Annotated in this window: 16 protein-coding genes; all 16 read left to right on the top strand. The window is 60.4% G+C overall.

The genetic code is table 11. From position 1 onward, the window contains the following. The first annotated feature begins 75 nt into the window (after window positions 1-75). The 16 genes from fliD to AB3G35_RS18450 all read left to right on the top strand — a co-directional run bounded on the left by fliD (window position 76) and on the right by AB3G35_RS18450 (window position 15,961). Window positions 76-1,437, top strand: coding sequence for a flagellar filament capping protein FliD (fliD, locus tag AB3G35_RS18525; RefSeq protein WP_169911363.1), 1,362 nt, complete (start codon window positions 76-78; stop codon window positions 1,435-1,437). A 96-nt stretch (window positions 1,438-1,533) separates the two neighbouring features. Continuing rightward, window positions 1,534-1,923, top strand: coding sequence for a flagellar export chaperone FliS (gene fliS, locus AB3G35_RS18520; protein WP_016781581.1), 390 nt, complete (start codon window positions 1,534-1,536; stop codon window positions 1,921-1,923). Between the two features lie 16 nt (window positions 1,924-1,939). Continuing rightward, complete coding sequence (locus AB3G35_RS18515) at window positions 1,940-2,233, top strand: hypothetical protein (protein WP_016781580.1); 294 nt, start codon at window positions 1,940-1,942, stop codon at window positions 2,231-2,233. Window positions 2,234-2,413: 180 nt separating this feature from the next. Next, complete coding sequence (locus AB3G35_RS18510) at window positions 2,414-3,895, top strand: sigma-54 dependent transcriptional regulator (RefSeq protein ID WP_016781579.1); 1,482 nt, start codon at window positions 2,414-2,416, stop codon at window positions 3,893-3,895. A 234-nt stretch (window positions 3,896-4,129) separates the two neighbouring features. Then, on the top strand, window positions 4,130-5,248 hold the full coding sequence (locus tag AB3G35_RS18505) for a PAS domain-containing sensor histidine kinase (RefSeq protein ID WP_086797905.1): 1,119 nt from the start codon (window positions 4,130-4,132) through the stop codon (window positions 5,246-5,248). A gap of 5 nt (window positions 5,249-5,253) precedes the next feature. Next, the gene (locus tag AB3G35_RS18500; RefSeq protein ID WP_083369861.1) at window positions 5,254-6,639 is read left to right on the top strand and encodes a sigma-54 dependent transcriptional regulator; all 1,386 of its coding nucleotides are present in this window, start codon (window positions 5,254-5,256) and stop codon (window positions 6,637-6,639) included. 246 nt (window positions 6,640-6,885) lie between these two features. Then, window positions 6,886-7,218: a flagellar hook-basal body complex protein FliE gene (fliE, locus tag AB3G35_RS18495; protein WP_016781577.1), complete on the top strand. Its 333-nt coding sequence runs from the start codon at window positions 6,886-6,888 to the stop codon at window positions 7,216-7,218. Between the two features lie 15 nt (window positions 7,219-7,233). Then, window positions 7,234-9,015 (top strand): flagellar basal-body MS-ring/collar protein FliF, encoded by a 1,782-nt coding sequence (fliF, locus tag AB3G35_RS18490; protein WP_083369565.1) that lies wholly within the window; start codon window positions 7,234-7,236, stop codon window positions 9,013-9,015. Then, window positions 9,008-10,030: a flagellar motor switch protein FliG gene (gene fliG / locus AB3G35_RS18485; RefSeq protein ID WP_083369860.1), complete on the top strand. Its 1,023-nt coding sequence runs from the start codon at window positions 9,008-9,010 to the stop codon at window positions 10,028-10,030. The genes fliF and fliG overlap by 8 nt, the downstream gene beginning before the upstream one ends. Further along, window positions 10,031-10,789 carry a flagellar assembly protein FliH gene (gene fliH, locus AB3G35_RS18480; protein WP_169844130.1) on the top strand — a complete coding sequence of 253 codons (759 nt, stop codon included), beginning with the start codon at window positions 10,031-10,033 and terminating at the stop codon, window positions 10,787-10,789. Continuing rightward, window positions 10,779-12,137, top strand: a complete 1,359-nt coding sequence (gene fliI, locus AB3G35_RS18475; RefSeq protein ID WP_016781574.1) for a flagellar protein export ATPase FliI — start codon at window positions 10,779-10,781, stop codon at window positions 12,135-12,137. The genes fliH and fliI overlap by 11 nt, the downstream gene beginning before the upstream one ends. Window positions 12,138-12,143: 6 nt before the next feature. Then, entirely contained in the window at window positions 12,144-12,596 is a 453-nt protein-coding gene (gene fliJ, locus AB3G35_RS18470; protein ID WP_016781573.1) for a flagellar export protein FliJ, read from the top strand. Between the two features lie 67 nt (window positions 12,597-12,663). Then, on the top strand, window positions 12,664-12,969 hold the full coding sequence (locus AB3G35_RS18465; protein WP_016781571.1) for an STAS domain-containing protein: 306 nt from the start codon (window positions 12,664-12,666) through the stop codon (window positions 12,967-12,969). 8 nt (window positions 12,970-12,977) lie between these two features. Beyond that, window positions 12,978-14,309: a SpoIIE family protein phosphatase gene (locus AB3G35_RS18460; protein ID WP_369781908.1), complete on the top strand. Its 1,332-nt coding sequence runs from the start codon at window positions 12,978-12,980 to the stop codon at window positions 14,307-14,309. A gap of 30 nt (window positions 14,310-14,339) precedes the next feature. Further along, window positions 14,340-14,702 carry an Hpt domain-containing protein gene (locus AB3G35_RS18455; RefSeq protein ID WP_016781569.1) on the top strand — a complete coding sequence of 121 codons (363 nt, stop codon included), beginning with the start codon at window positions 14,340-14,342 and terminating at the stop codon, window positions 14,700-14,702. 77 nt (window positions 14,703-14,779) lie between these two features. Further along, window positions 14,780-15,961: a flagellar hook-length control protein FliK gene (locus AB3G35_RS18450; RefSeq protein WP_106116574.1), complete on the top strand. Its 1,182-nt coding sequence runs from the start codon at window positions 14,780-14,782 to the stop codon at window positions 15,959-15,961. Window positions 15,962-16,128: the final 167 nt, after the last annotated feature.

Below are 16,128 nucleotides of genomic sequence, written 5' to 3'. Positions count from 1 at the left end.
CTGTCTGCTTCCTCGGCCTTGCTCGTCAAAAAAGCGTAAGCCCATAAAGCGGCAGCCCGGATAAGGAGAATACAGATGGCCAGTTCAACGATTACCGGTGTAGGTTCGGGTTTTGACACCATCGGGATTGTGAAAGCCTTGGTTGATGCTGAAAAAGCACCCAAGCAAAGCCAGATTACCGCGCAACAAAAAGACACCACCATTCAGTTGTCCGCCGTGGGCACGGTAAAAGCGTCGCTCGAAACCTATCGTGCAGCCATTGCCAAGCTCAACAGCGTCTCCAGTTTCAACGGTCTGGCCGCTACGTCATCAGACGAAAAAATTTCCAAAGTCACCATTGATGACAAAGCCTCCAGCGGTGTTTATGCGTTGGACGTCAGCAAATTGGCTACCTCGTCAAAAATCACCAGCAAGGTATTTGAGGGTGGCACTTCCTCGGTTGTTAACTCCGGTTCAGAGCCTACGACCCTGACCATTTCGCAATCGGGTGAAAATTACAACGTCTCGGTTCCGGCAGGTGCAACCCTGCAGCAGACCCGTGAAGCGATCAACACGCAACTGCAGTCCAAGGGCATCAGCGCCAACGTGTTGACCGACGCCAACGGCTCGCGCCTAGTCATCGGCTCGCAAACCACTGGTAAAGGCACCGACATCACCATCAGTGGTGATTCTGAGCTATCGACCGGGTATGACGCTGGTAAAGCACCGGTGAATGCTGAATACACGATTGACGGCATCGCAATGGAGTCATCCAGTAATAAGGTTACCTCTGCCATCAGTGGTGTGACTCTGGAGTTGATTGATACCAAGGCGTCCACCATCACCGTTGCATCTAACACCGCGACGCTGAAAACCTCAGTGCAGTCTTTTGTTAGTGCTTACAACGCGCTGCTGACTAGTATCAACACGCAAACCAAGGTCACGGCCACGGGGGATGCGGCAACCACCACCTCGGGCGCACTGACCGGCGATGCGTCGATGCGTCAACTGGTCAACGGCATTCGTAATGAGCTGCTGCAAAACTCCGGCTCGTCGAGCATGGGCAACTTGTCCCAGATGGGTATCAGTACCGATCAGAAAACCGGGCTGTTGACGCTTGACGACAAGAAGTGGGACGCCGCAGTTGCCACACCAAATGGAGCAATTGAAATTGCCAAGGTGTTTACCGGTGATACCGGTCTGGTGGCGCGCATGACCAAGGCGACCGATAGCTATGTGGGTACAACAGGGCTGCTGGCGAGTCGGGTTACCGATTTGAATACCAAGCTGACGGACTTGACGACTCAGCAGGCGGATCTGGATCGACGGATGGAAAGTATGAAAACTTCGCTGACCTCCAAGTACACCGCCATGGACACCCTGATCGCCAAGATCAACGCCAGCAGTTCCAGCATCATGACCACGCTCAATTCCTTGAATAACCCTAAATCCGACTGATTTGCCGCGCCCTGGCCGCTAAAGCTTTGGGCGCTGCAGTCGATAAAAAGATCAAGAACCAAGCATTTTTGCCTGACACCGTTATGAGGTAGAAACATGAACCCGATGCGCGCCCTTCGTCAGTATCAGAAGGTTAATTCCCACGCTCAAATTTCCGAAGCCAGCCCCCATCGTCTGATTCAGATGCTGATGGAAGGCGGTCTGGACCGCATGGCCCAGGCCAAGGGCGCGATGAGCCGTGGCGATATCCCGCAGAAGGCCATGTTGATCACCAAGGCCATCGATATCATCACCGGCCTGCGTCAGGGCCTGGATGAAGAAAAGACCGACGACAAGGCGGCGCTGGAGCAACTGGACAGCCTGTACGAGTACATGGCCGTGCGTCTGACCCTGGCCAATGCCAAGAACGACCCGGAAATCATCGATGAAGTGGCACGCCTGCTGATCACTGTAAAAAGTGGTTGGGATGCCATCGCCCCGCAATAAGCCAGAGGAGTGCGTCATGAGCCAACTGCAACGTATTCAGGAAACCCGCGAAGCGCTGATTGATGCCCTGGCCGAGCGCAACTGGGATGCCATCGGCGAGCTGGACTCGGCCTGCCGCGTGTGTGTCGAGAATGTGCTGGACGAAGCACCGCTGGATGAGGCGGTGTTGCGCGAAAATCTGGAGGGGTTGCTGGTGGTGTATCGCATGCTGCTGGAGGCGGCGACCAACGAGCGCCAGTCGGTCGTTGAGCAGATGGGGCAGATCAACCAAGCAAAAAATGCGTCAAAGGTTTACCATCTATTCGGTTAAGGCCTAAAGAATATGTGGTTAATTGCGTTTTAAACCGCCATAAATTTGACTCGGCACAGTTTTTTGACTTAACTAGCACGTTATTCTGTATTCAGTCGTCTTAGATATCCAACAGGGTTAGGACGTCTACATATGTCCTGCCATCCGGGGCATTGAGTTGACTAGGGAAGTTGCTATTGCATGTGGCGTGAAACCAAAATTCTGCTGATCGATGACGATAGCGTCCGCCGCCGTGATCTGGCGGTGATCCTGAATTTTCTTGGCGAAGAAAATTTGACCAGCCCTAGTCATGAGTGGGAGCAGGCTGTCAGCGCCTTGCCGTCCAGTCGTGAAGTGCTCTGTGTGCTTGTGGGCACCGTGAGCACTGCGGGTGGCCTTTCAGGACTGCTTAAGACACTGGCCGCGTGGGATGAGTTCCTGCCGATCATGCTTTTAGGTGAAGTTTCTGCCCTCGACCTGCCTGAAGACCAGCGCCGCCGGGTGTTGTCCAGCCTCGAAATGCCCCCCAGCTACAGCAAACTGCTTGATTCCCTGCACCGTGCCCAGGTCTATCGCGAGATGTACGACCAGGCCCGCGAGCGCGGCCGTCATCGTGAGCCCAACCTGTTTCGCAGCCTGGTCGGTACCAGCCGGGCGATCCAGCATGTGCGCCAGATGATGCAGCAAGTGGCCGATACCGATGCCAGTGTGCTGATCCTCGGCGAGTCCGGCACCGGCAAGGAGGTGGTGGCGCGCAATCTGCACTACCACTCCAAGCGTCGCGATGCGCCGTTTGTGCCGGTCAACTGCGGGGCGATTCCTGCCGAGCTGCTCGAAAGCGAGCTGTTTGGTCATGAGAAGGGCGCCTTTACCGGGGCCATCACCAGCCGCGCCGGGCGTTTTGAGCTGGCCAATGGCGGTACGCTGTTCCTCGACGAAATCGGCGATATGCCGCTGCCGATGCAGGTCAAGCTGTTGCGTGTATTGCAGGAGCGGACCTTTGAGCGTGTGGGCAGCAACAAGACCCAGTGCGCCGATGTGCGGATCATTGCCGCGACCCACAAAAACCTCGAAAGCATGATTGAAGTCGGCGCCTTCCGCGAAGACTTGTACTACCGCCTCAACGTGTTCCCGATTGAAATGGCGCCGCTGCGTGAGCGGGTCGAAGATATTCCGTTGCTGATGAACGAGCTGATTTCGCGCATGGAGCACGAAAAACGCGGTTCGATTCGCTTCAACTCGGCTGCCATCATGTCGTTGTGCCGTCATGCTTGGCCGGGCAACGTCCGCGAGCTGGCCAACCTGGTGGAGCGCATGGCGATCATGCATCCATACGGGGTGATTGGCGTGGTTGAGCTGCCGAAAAAATTCCGCTACGTCGACGACGAAGACGAGCAACTGGTCGACAGCCTGCGCAGTGATATGGAAGAGCGCGTGGCCATCAATAGCGCCACTACCGACTTCGTGGCCAGCGCCAACGCGATGCTGCCGCCTGAAGGCCTGGACCTCAAGGACTACCTGGGCGGGCTGGAGCAGGGTTTGATCCAGCAGGCACTGGACGACGCCAATGGCATCGTTGCGCGTGCGGCAGAGCGCCTGCGGATTCGCCGTACCACCCTGGTCGAAAAAATGCGCAAGTACGGCATGAGCCGTCGCGAAGGTGAAGATCAGGCGGATGATTGACGCGTGACTCTGTGGGAGCGGGCTTGCTCGCGATAGCATCGCCGCGATCTGCCTGACAGGCCGCGTCGCTTCTATCGCAGGCAAGCCAGCTCCCACAACCGTACGGCGCTCACGCTGTCCAGGTTTTACCCGCGCATCCTTGCGGGGCAGGCAGTGTTGTGTATTCAGGCACGGGTATTGCTTCGCTTGGTTTAACGGACTGTTTTATGACGGTCAGCCAAGCGAGTACGCCCCATGCCTCAAGCCGCCGTCCAGTTGTCCTCGGCCCCCGATCCCTACAGCCTGCTGCAAGCCCGTGTCTCGGAGTTGACTGGCGAGCTGGCGGTGGTCAGTGCGCAGCGCATGGCCGAGCTTGCCGAGAAAGAACGGCTGGCCAATCGCCTGCAACACCTGCTGGATCTGCTGCCTGGCGGGATTATCGTGATTGATGATCGTGGTCGCGTCCGTGAGGCCAATCCTGCAGCCTGCGAGTTGTTGGGCCTGCCCCTGGAGGGTGAGTTGTGGCGTCATGTGATCGCCCGCTGCTTTGCCCCGCGCGAAGATGATGGCCATGAAGTGTCTCTCAAGGACGGCCGGCGCCTGTCGATTGCCACCCGCTCGCTGGACGCCGAACCCGGGCAACTGGTGTCGCTCAATGACCTGACAGAAACCCGGCGCCTGCAAGATCAACTGGCCCGCCATGAACGTCTGTCGTCCCTGGGGCGTATGGTCGCTTCCCTGGCTCACCAGATTCGTACACCGTTGTCAGCCGCGCTGATCTACGCCAGCCATTTGACCGAGCAAGCCCTGCCGGTGGAAACCCAGCAGCGCTTTGCCGGGCGCCTCAAGGAGCGTCTGCACGAGCTGGAGCATCAGGTGCGCGACATGCTGGTATTTGCTCGTGGCGAACTGCCACTGGGCGACCGGGTCACCCCCAAAGTACTGATGCAAGCCCTGCAAGCCGCTGCGCAAACCCATGTGCAAGGTGTGTCGATCCGCTGGCAGTGTGATGCCTACGCAGGGCAGTTGCTGTGCAATCGCGACACCCTGGTCGGCGCGCTGCTCAATCTGATCGAAAACGCCCTGCAGGCCGGCACGCCGCAGGTACGGCTCAAGGTGCACCTGTATCGCCGCGATAACCGTCTCAGGTTGTGTATCAGCGACAACGGCAGTGGCATTGAGCCGCAAGTGCTGGCGCGTCTGGGCGAGCCGTTTTTCACCACCAAGGCCACCGGTACCGGTCTGGGCCTGGCGGTGGTCAATGCCGTGGTGCGTGCGCACCAGGGGCAATTGCAATTACGTTCGCGGCTGGGGCGTGGCACCTGTGCCTTGCTCAGCTTGCCGCTGATTCCCGTTGTCGCGGAGGCAAACTGATGGTGATGCGAATTAACGTGCTGTTGGTCGAGGACGACCATGCGTTGCGCGAGGCCCTGGCAGACACGCTGCTGCTGGCCGGTCACGGTTTTCGCGCCGTCAGCTCGGGGGAGGAAGCCCTGGTCGCGGTCAGCGCCGAGCCGTTCAGCCTGGTGATCAGTGATGTCAATATGCCGGGTATCGATGGCCATCAACTGCTCGCCCGCTTGCGTGCCAGCCAGCCGCAATTGCCGGTGCTGCTGATGACGGCCCACGGCGCCGTGGAGCGGGCGGTGGATGCCATGCGTGAAGGGGCGGTGGATTATCTGGTCAAGCCGTTCGAGCCCAAGGCCCTGCTTGATCTGGTGGCCCGCCATGCTCTGGGCAGTCTCGGCGTGGCCGACAGTGAAGGTCCGGTGGCGGTCGAGCCGGCCAGTGCGCAGTTGCTGGAGCTGGCCGCGCGGGTGGCGCGCAGTGATGCCACGGTGCTGATCTCGGGCGAGTCGGGCACCGGCAAAGAGGTGCTGGCCCGCTATATTCACCAGCACTCCCATCGTGTTGACCAGCCGTTTGTTGCGATTAACTGCGCGGCGATCCCTGACAACATGCTCGAAGCCACCCTGTTCGGTCATGAAAAGGGCGCCTTTACCGGTGCCATTGCCGCCCAGGCCGGCAAGTTCGAACAGGCCGATGGCGGCACCTTGCTGCTGGATGAAATTTCCGAAATGCCCTTGGGTTTGCAGGCCAAGCTGCTGCGCGTATTGCAAGAGCGCGAAGTGGAGCGGGTGGGCGGGCGCAAGCCGGTAGCCTTGGATATCCGCGTGGTCGCCACCACCAACCGTGATCTGGCCGGGGAAGTGGCGGCGGGGCGTTTTCGCGAAGACCTGTACTACCGCCTTTCGGTATTCCCCCTGGCCTGGCGCCCGCTGCGCGAGCGCACCGCCGATATCCTGCCGCTGGCAGAGCGCTTGCTGGCCAAATACATCAGCAAAATGAAGCACACTGCGGTAGGGTTCTCGCCCGATGCCAAGGCGTGCCTGAGTGCTTACCCTTGGCCGGGCAATGTGCGTGAACTGGACAATGCGATTCAGCGGGCGTTGATTTTACAGCAGCGCGGGCTGATCGAAGCGGCAGATTTTTGCCTGGCCGGGCCTGTGGCTTGCGCGCCTTTGCCGCCGTTGACGCGCTCAGAACCGTTGGTGGTGGAGGCTATGGAGTCGGCCGGGGCTTTGGGCGATGATCTGCGCCGGCGTGAATTCCAGATGATTATCGACACCTTGCGTGCCGAGCGCGGGCGGCGAAAAGAGGCTTCCGAGCGTCTGGGCATCAGCCCGCGTACCTTGCGCTACAAGCTGGCGCAAATGCGCGATGCGGGGATGGATGTAGAGGCTTATTTGTTTGCTGCAACCTGATTTGCCCTCACCCCAACCCTCTCCCGGAGGGAGAGGGGGCTGATTTGCGGTGATCTTGAAATCGCCTGCGGTCAGTTCCCTCTCCCTTCGGGAGAGGGTTAGGGTGAGGGGCTTTTGATTTTGCTCCTGCGACGTTTTGTAACGGTAATTGTTATAAAACGGCCAGGAGCTGGCACCCTTGTTGCTACACCTCAATATGCGCTGTGAAAGTGTCAAAAAAATGCGGGTCGTCGGAGGCACTGGTCCATGAGCCAAGGTATTGAATTTAATCGATTGATGTTGGACATGCGGGCCATGCAGATGGACGCCATGGCACAACCGAAATCGGCTGTGCAGGCCGCTCCCGAAGCAGGTGCCAGCAGTTTCTCCGACATGCTCGGCAATGCGATCAACAAGGTCAGCGAAACCCAGCAGGCCTCGAGCCAGCTGTCCAACGCGTTCGAGATCGGCAAAAGCGGGGTCGACCTGACTGACGTGATGATCGCTTCGCAGAAGGCCAGCGTTTCTTTCCAGGCCTTGACCCAGGTACGTAACAAGCTGGTTCAGGCTTACCAAGACATCATGCAGATGCCGGTTTAAGGGCGATATCAAGTCATGGCAGATGCACTCCCGGATAATGTTCCGGCCAAGGCAGGCGGCGGCAAACCGCTGTTTGGCCTGACCTTCCTCGACAACCTGGGCGATATGACCATGCTGCGTCAGGTCGGCCTGATGGTCGGCCTGGCGGCGAGCGTAGCGATCGGCTTTGCCGTGGTGCTGTGGTCCCAGCAACCCGATTATCGGCCGCTGTACGGCAGCTTGGCCGGTATGGATGCCAAGCAGGTCATGGAAACCCTGGCCGCGGCCGACATTGCCTACACCGTTGAGCCCAACTCCGGTGCCTTGCTGGTCAAGGCCGATGATGTCTCCCGTGCCCGCCTCAAGCTGGCCGCTGCTGGCGTAACCCCTACCGACGGCAATATCGGTTTCGAGATTCTCGACAAGGACCAGGGCCTGGGTACCAGCCAGTTCATGGAAGCCACACGCTATCGTCGTGGCCTTGAAGGCGAACTGGCGCGGACCATTTCCAGCCTCAACAACGTCAAGGGTGCCCGGGTTCACCTGGCCATCCCGAAAAGCTCGGTATTCGTACGCGATGAACGCAAGCCCAGCGCTTCGGTACTGGTCGAGCTGTACGCGGGGCGTTCGCTGGAGCCGGGGCAGGTGCTGGCCATCGTCAATCTGGTGGCCACCAGCGTGCCTGAGCTGAGCAAATCCCAGATCACCGTGGTCGACCAAAAAGGCAATCTGCTGTCGGACCAGGGTGAAAACTCCGAGCTGACCATGGCCGGTAAACAGTTCGACTACAGCCGCCGCATGGAAGGCATGCTCACCCAGCGCGTGCACAATATCCTGCAGCCGGTGCTGGGCAATGACCGTTACAAGGCCGAAGTGTCGGCCGATGTGGATTTCAGCGCGGTCGAGTCCACCTCCGAGCAGTTCAACCCCGATCAACCGGCGCTGCGCAGCGAGCAATCGACCAGCGAGCAGCGTACCGCCAGCAACGGCCCGCAAGGTGTACCCGGGGCCCTGAGCAATCAGCCACCGAGCCCGGCCAGTGCGCCGCAGCAAACCGGTCAGGGTGCTGCGGGCGGCGCGGGCATGATCCAGCCGGGTCAGCCGTTGCTCGATGCCAATGGCCAGCAAATCATGGATCCGGGCACCGGCCAGCCGATGCTGGCACCGTACCCGGCCGACAAGCGTTCGCAATCGACCCGCAACTTTGAGCTGGACCGCTCCATCAGCCACACCAAGCAGCAGCAGGGCAGGGTCAATCGCCTGTCGGTGGCGGTGGTGATCGACGACAAGATCAACGTCAACCCGGCCAACGGTGAAATAACCCAGGTGCCGTGGACCACCGATCAACTGGCGCGCTTTACCCGTCTGGTGCAGGACGCCGTGGGCTTCGATGCCAGCCGTGGCGACAGCGTCAGCGTGATCAACGTGCCGTTCTCCACCGAGCGCGGTGAAGTGATCGCCGATATCCCGTTCTATTCCCAGCCCTGGTTCTGGGATGTGGTCAAGCAAGTGCTTGGCGTGCTGTTTATTCTGGTGCTGGTGTTTGGCGTGCTGCGCCCGGTGCTCAACAACATCACCGGCCACGGGCGCAACAAGCAGGTGGCCGGTATTGGTAGCGATGGCGAACTGGGTGGCCTGGGCGGTCTGGATGGCGAACTGGCCAACGACCGTGTCAGCCTCAGCGGCCCGCAAAGCATCATGTTGCCAAGCCCGAGCGAAGGTTATGACGCGCAGTTGAATGCAATCAAGAGTCTGGTCGCAGAAGATCCGGGCCGTGTAGCCCAGGTAGTAAAAGAGTGGATCAATGCCGATGAGTGATAACCGCGCCGCCGCCAATGCCAAGTTGACCCGGGTCGACAAGGCCGCCATTTTGCTCCTGTCGCTGGGCGAGTCCGATGCCGCCCAGGTACTGCGCCATATGGGGCCCAAGGAGGTCCAGCGGGTAGGTGTGGCAATGGCGCAAATGCGCAACGTGCACCGCGAGCAGGTTGAGCAGGTGATGAGCGAGTTCGTCGAGATTGTCGGCGACCAGACCAGCCTCGGTGTGGGTTCCGATAGCTATATCCGCAAGATGCTCACCTCGGCCCTGGGCGAAGACAAGGCCAATGGCCTGATCGACCGTATCCTGCTGGGCGGCAACACCAGCGGCCTGGACAGCCTCAAGTGGATGGAGCCGCGTGCCGTGGCCGACGTGATCCGCTTCGAGCACCCGCAAATCCAGGCCATTGTGGTGGCTTACCTTGACCCCGATCAGGCGGGTGAAGTACTTGGCCACTTTGACCAGAAAGCCCGTCTGGACATCATCCTGCGGGTCTCCTCGCTCAATACCGTGCAACCGGCGGCGCTCAAGGAACTCAACCAGATCCTTGAGAAACAGTTCTCCGGCAACTCCAATGCGGCGCGTACCTCCCTGGGCGGCGTGAAGCGGGCGGCCGATATCATGAACTTCCTCGACAGCTCGATGGAAGCGCAGTTGATGGACTCGATCCGCGATATCGACGAAGACCTCTCGGGGCAGATCGAAGACCTCATGTTCGTGTTCAACAACCTGGCCGACGTCGACGACCGCGGCATCCAGGCGTTGCTCCGTGAAGTGTCCTCCGACGTCCTGGTGCTGGCGCTCAAGGGTTCCGACGAGAACGTGCAGGAAAAGATCTTCAAGAACATGTCCAAGCGTGCCGCCGAACTGCTGCGCGACGACCTGGAAGCCAAAGGCCCGGTGCGCGTCAGCGATGTCGAGACCGCGCAGAAAGAAATCCTCACCATCGCCCGCCGTATGGCCGAAGCCGGAGAAATTGCTCTCGGCGGGAAGGGCGGCGAAGAGATGATCTAAGTGAGCAGCGGCGAATCCCCCGGTGATGTGATCCGCGCCAAGGATGTCGGTGCTTTCGATGTATGGGGCCTGCCCAGCTTCGATCCGTGGCGCGAACCCGAGGCAGAGCCCGAACCCGAGCCAGTTGAAGAACTGCCCGAGATGGAAGAAGTGCCGCTGGATGAAGTCCAGCCGCTGACCCTCGAAGAGCTCGAAAGCATCCGTCAGGAGGCTTACAACGAAGGCTTCGCTACCGGTGAAAAAGAAGGTTTTCACAGCACTCAGCTCAAGGTTCGCCAGGAAGCCGAAGTGGCTCTCAATACCAAGGTCGCCAGCCTTGAGCGGTTGATGAGCAGTCTGCTGGCGCCGCTGGCCGAGCAGGACCAGCAGCTTGAAAAAGCCATGGTCGGCCTGGTCGAGCACATGACCCGGCAAGTGATCCAGCGCGAGCTGAAAACCGACTCCACGCAGATCGAGCAGGTGCTGCGCGAAGGGTTGAAACTGTTGCCGATGGGCGCCGAGAATATCCGCCTGTTTATCAACCCGCAGGACTTTGACCAGATCAAGGCCTTGCGCGAGCGGCATGACGAAAACTGGCGAATTGTCGAAGACGACAGCCTGCAACCGGGTGGTTGCCGGATTGAGACCGAACACAGCCGCATCGATGCCAGCATCGAAACCCGCATCAAGCAGGCCATGAGCCAGTTGCTCGATCAGCTCCACGAACAGGCCTTGCACCCGGCGGCGCCTGATATAGACATCGATCTCGATGCACCTTAAGCGCACCAGCTTTGCCAAGCGCTTGAGCACCTATGCCCCGGCCGTGTCATTGCCTGTGCAACCGGTGGTCGAGGGCCGTTTGCTGCGCATGGTTGGTCTGACCCTGGAAGCCGAAGGCCTGCGCGCTGCCATGGGCAGCCGCTGCATGGTGATCAACGACGACAGTTTTCACCCCGTCGAAGTCGAAGCCGAGGTGATGGGCTTTAGTGGCAGTAAAATTTTCCTGATGCCTGTAGGCAGTGTCGCCGGCATTGCGCCGGGCGCCCGAGTGGTGCCGCTGGCCGATAATGGTCGCCTGCCAATGGGCATGAGCATGCTCGGCCGGGTGCTCGACGGCGCCGGCCGTGCGCTGGACGGCAAGGGCCCGATGAAGGCTGAAGACTGGGTGCCGATGGACGGCCCCACCATCAACCCGCTCAAGCGCGACCCCATCAGCGTGCCGCTGGATGTAGGCATTCGCAGCATCAACGGTTTGTTGACGGTGGGTCGCGGTCAGCGTCTGGGCCTGTTTGCCGGTACCGGCGTGGGCAAGAGTGTGCTGCTGGGCATGATGACCCGCTTTACCGAAGCCGACATTATCGTGGTGGGCCTGATCGGCGAGCGGGGCCGTGAGGTCAAGGAATTTATCGAGCATATCCTCGGCGCCGAAGGCATCAAGCGTTCGGTGGTGGTGGCATCGCCTGCCGATGATGCGCCGCTGATGCGTTTGCGCGCGGCCATGTACTGCACACGGATTGCCGAATATTTTCGCGACAAGGGCAAGAACGTCCTGTTGCTGATGGACTCCCTGACCCGATTTGCCCAGGCCCAGCGGGAAATCGCCCTGGCCATTGGTGAGCCGCCTGCGACCAAGGGCTATCCGCCGTCGGTGTTCGCCAAGCTGCCCAAACTGGTGGAGCGCGCCGGTAATGCCGAAGCCGGTGGTGGTTCTATCACCGCGTTTTACACTGTGCTGTCTGAAGGCGATGACCAGCAGGATCCGATTGCCGACTCGGCGCGGGGCGTGCTCGACGGGCATATCGTGTTGTCCCGCCGATTGGCCGAAGAGGGCCATTACCCGGCCATTGATATTGAAGCGTCCATCAGCCGAGTCATGCCCTCGGTGGTCAGCGTCGAGCACATGCGCCGCGCCCAGCAGTTCAAACAGCTGTGGTCGCGCTTTCAGCAGGCCCGCGACCTGATCAGTGTGGGGGCTTATGTGCCGGGCGGCGACCGCGAAACCGACACCGCCATTGCCCTGCAACCGGCGATGGTGGCGTATCTGCGCCAGGGGCTGAACGACAATATCAGCCTGGCCGAAAGCGGCGGCCATCTGGGCACTCTTTTCGCGCCGGCAGCGGGAGGCTAATCGAGCATGGCCAGTGACAACAGGGCTTCACGCCTGGCACCGGTGGTGGACATGGCTGAAAAGACCGAGAAGGCGGCCGCCCAGCGCCTGGGGCACTTCCAGGGGCAGGTCAACCTGGCCAACAGCAAGCTCGGCGATCTGGAAAACTTTCGCGGTGAGTACCAGGCGCAATGGGTCGATCGCGGCAGCCAGGGCGTGACTGGCCAATGGCTGCGCAACTATCAGTATTTCCTTGGCCAACTGGAAACGGCAGTGGGCCAGCAGCGCCAAAGTCTGGTGTGGCATCAGAACAACCTGGACAAGGCTCGTGAGACCTGGCAACAGGCGTATGCCCGGGTTGAGGGGCTACGCAAACTGGTGCAGCGCTACGCCGACGAAGCCCGCCAGCTGGAAGACAAGCGCGAACAAAAGCTGATGGATGAATTGTCCCAGCGCTTGCCGCGCAAAGAAGTGTATTAGCCCGCCAATCCAGCCCGCTCCCACACAAGCGTCTATAGTTGCTCTGTCAATCTCGGGAGCAACTCACATGGCAGTGACATCTGAAGTCTCGGCAGATGGCAGTAAGCTGACTATTGCAATCAAGGGCCGGTTCGACTTTGCCAAGCATCAGGAATTTCGCAACGCCTACGAAGAACTGAGCCCTCCACCCGCCTGTGTGGTCGTGGATTTGAAAGACGCCACCTACCTCGACAGCTCGGCCCTGGGCATGTTGTTGTTGCTGCGCGAGCATGCCGGTGGGGATGAGTCCGATATCCGCGTGGTCAACAGCAGCCCGGACGTGCGCAAGATCCTCGGCATTTCCAACTTCGACAAGCTGTTCGATATCAATTGAGCAGCCCGATGGAACGCCTGTGGCGCCTGCAGCAAACCGTTTTGCAGCAGCGCGACCTGATTGCCGAACACAGCGATTACCTGCTCAACGAGCAGCGGGTGGCCAAGGCCGTATTTGACCGGGTGGCGCACTCGGGCTGCCTGGACGCCCCCAATATCCGTTATCTGCAATCGCCCTATGCCTTGTTCAACGGCGATTTGCTGTTGGCCGCCTACACGCCGTCGGGCGATACCCATCTGCTGCTCGCCGACTTTACCGGCCACGGCCTGCCCGCAGCCATTGGCGCCATGCCCCTGGCGGAAGTGTTCTACAGCATGACGGCCAAGGGCTACGGGCTGGCGGAAATACTTCGGGAAATGAACGCCAAGCTCAAACGCATCCTGCCCGTGGACATGTTCTGCTGCGCTGCACTGCTGTGTGTTAGCGCCCAGCGGCGCTGTGTCGAGGTGTGGAACGGCGGCATGCCCGATGGCTATTTGCAATCCGGCGGCCAGCGTACGGCATTGATCTCGCAGCATTTGCCCTTGGGGGTGTTGCGTGCCGATGTGTTTGACCATGCCACCCAGGTGTTGCCGATGGTGCCCGGGGATCAGGTGTTTCTGCTGAGCGACGGGGTAATCGACACCTGTGGGCCGGATCAGCAACTGTTCGGCGTCGAGCGTTTGGAGCAGGTGCTGGATGCCAATCGCCATCCGCTGCAGCTGATTGCTGAAATCGAGCAGGCCCTGCGCGATTTTCAGGGGCGTGCCCGGGATGATGTGAGCATGGTCCAGATTACCTCGCAGATGCCTCAGCTGCTGGGCGTGCCGGCCACCCTTTATACCGACAGCGGCCTGTGCAGCCCGCTGGACTGGTCAGCCAGCTTCGAGTTTCGCGCCGCCAGCCTGCAGCAATTCAACCCGCTGCCTTACTTGCTGCAGTTGCTGATGGAGGTTCATGGGCTGCGCAGCCAGGGGCCGGTGATCCATGCGGTGCTGGGTGAGCTGTACAGCAACGCCCTGGAACATGGCGTGCTGGGCCTGGATTCGCGGCTCAAGCGCGGCAATGAGGGGTATGCGCGTTATTACCAGCAGCGCAAGGAGCGCCTGGCGGCCCTGCACGACGGGTATGTGCGGGTGTCATTGCAGGTCGAGCGGGCCGGGCAGGGCGGACGCCTGATCGTGCGGGTCGAAGACAGTGGCGAAGGTTTCGATGTGGCCAGGGTAATGGCCAGGCCGCTGGATTTAGACCGTTTGTCGGGGCGTGGGGTGAGCCTGGTGCGGCAACTGTGCCCTGCAGCGAGTTGGGGGCCAGATGGTCGCAGTGCGACCGTAGAGTTTTCATGGGGGGCTCTGGCATAATCGGCCCATTCTTGATCAAGGAGTGAACAAGTGACTGACATTCATATGGATCCGAAAGTGGTCGATGCGTTACGCGACGTGATGGAAGGCGGGTTTGCCGACTTGCTCGATACGTTTCTCTCGGACTCTGAAGAGCGGATTGGCCAATTGCACAACACCCGCGAAGCAGGCGACCTGACCCAGGTCGCACACAGCTTCAAGGGCAGCAGCAGCAATATGGGTGCCATTCGATTGGCGCATTTGTGCGGCCAACTCGAAGAGCGGGCGCAAAAGAAGCAACTGGCGGAAATCCAGGAACTGGTGATCAAGATCGACGATGAATACCAGATGGTCCGCCGGCTTTATCGCGCCGAACGCCATCGGGCCGGGCCGTCCCAGTTTGCCTCTGGCTGATGTGGCCAAAGCTGGCCCGAACCTTGCTCTGACTCTCTGACCTGTACCCAAGCCAGCCGTACAGCGGAGACCCGTTAATGCCCGTTGCCGCCCAACCATTGCTCCAGACACCTGCCGCTGCGCCCCCCAAAGCCGCGGCGAGCAACCCTGCGCAGCCTGCCAGGGCTGATGTGCAGCCTTTTGCAAAGGTCTATGCCAAGGCCAGCGACCCGGCGCCAGCGATTGCCGATAGCGGCAACCCCTTGCCTGGCGGCAAGGCCAAGGAGGCTGCCAGCACGGATCAGGATGACAGTGCTGGTAAAGTGGGCGATGACGCGGCAGTTGCCGACCCGCTGCTTATGCAGCCCGTGACCCCACCGGCGGTGCCGGTAGTGGATGCTGCGCCTGAGGCCGTGCCGCACGCCCCTGAAGTGCAAGTGGCGCAACTGGCTGTTCAAGTGCCGCCGCAACCTGTGGCCGACGATGGCTTCGATCCTGAAGCAGACCCTCTCGATGACATGCCTGCAGTGCGCCTGGCGATGGAGCAGGGCGGGCATGTATCCGCCAGCAGCCAGACTCCGGTCAAAACCGCCCCCGCCGACACCCAGCCTGCGCCGGTACAGGGGCAGGCCAACGGCATTGCCATGCTGGTTGATGGCGAGGCCGACAAGGCATCCACCGGCGAAGGCGGCGAGAAAGCCTTTAAAGGGCTGGTCGATGACGGCCTCAAAGACCTGAAAAGCGCATCCAGCGATACCCGGGTCGATGACTTCGCCAATCGGCTGGCGGCACTGACCCAGGCATCCGTGCCCAAAACCGTCAACGCCCTGCCGGTCAACCAGCCGCTGGCCATGCACCAGAGCGGCTGGTCTGAAGAAGTGGTCAATCGGGTGATGTACCTGTCCAGTGCCAACCTCAAGTCTGCCGATATCCAGCTGGAACCGGCTGAACTGGGGCGTCTGGATATCCGGGTCAATATGGCGGCTGACCAGTCGGCCCAGGTCAACTTTGTCAGTGGCCATGCTGGCGTTCGTGAAGCGCTGGACAGCCAGATGCACCGCCTGCGCGAAATGCTGGCCCAGCAGGGCATGGGTCAGGTCGACGTCAACGTGTCGGACCAGCCGCGCAACTGGCAGGGTCAGCAGGGTCAGGAGCAGCAGGCCCGCAGTGGCACGGGTGGCCAGCGACTGGACAGCGTTGTCGATGACGAACCGGTTGAAGTGACAGCGGCTGCGCCAAGCGTGGTGCTGGGTTCCAGTGCGGTGGATTACTACGCCTGATAAAAACCTGTGGGAGCGGGCTTGCTCGCGATGCAGGCAATGAGGTTTGCCTGAAGCACCGCGATGATGCTGTCGCAGGCAAGCCAGCTCGCACAAAATCACCAGCGCTCATGATCCATCAGCGCCACTTCTGGCATAACACTTGCTCTGCCTAGTCCAGCACCTGT

Origin of the sequence: Pseudomonas sp. WC2401, assembly GCF_041200115.1 — a bacterium.
Lineage (GTDB): Bacteria > Pseudomonadota > Gammaproteobacteria > Pseudomonadales > Pseudomonadaceae > Aquipseudomonas > Aquipseudomonas fragi.
The sequence above is the reverse complement of the archived record's forward strand: the minus strand, read 5'-3'. Positions and strand labels throughout refer to the sequence as shown.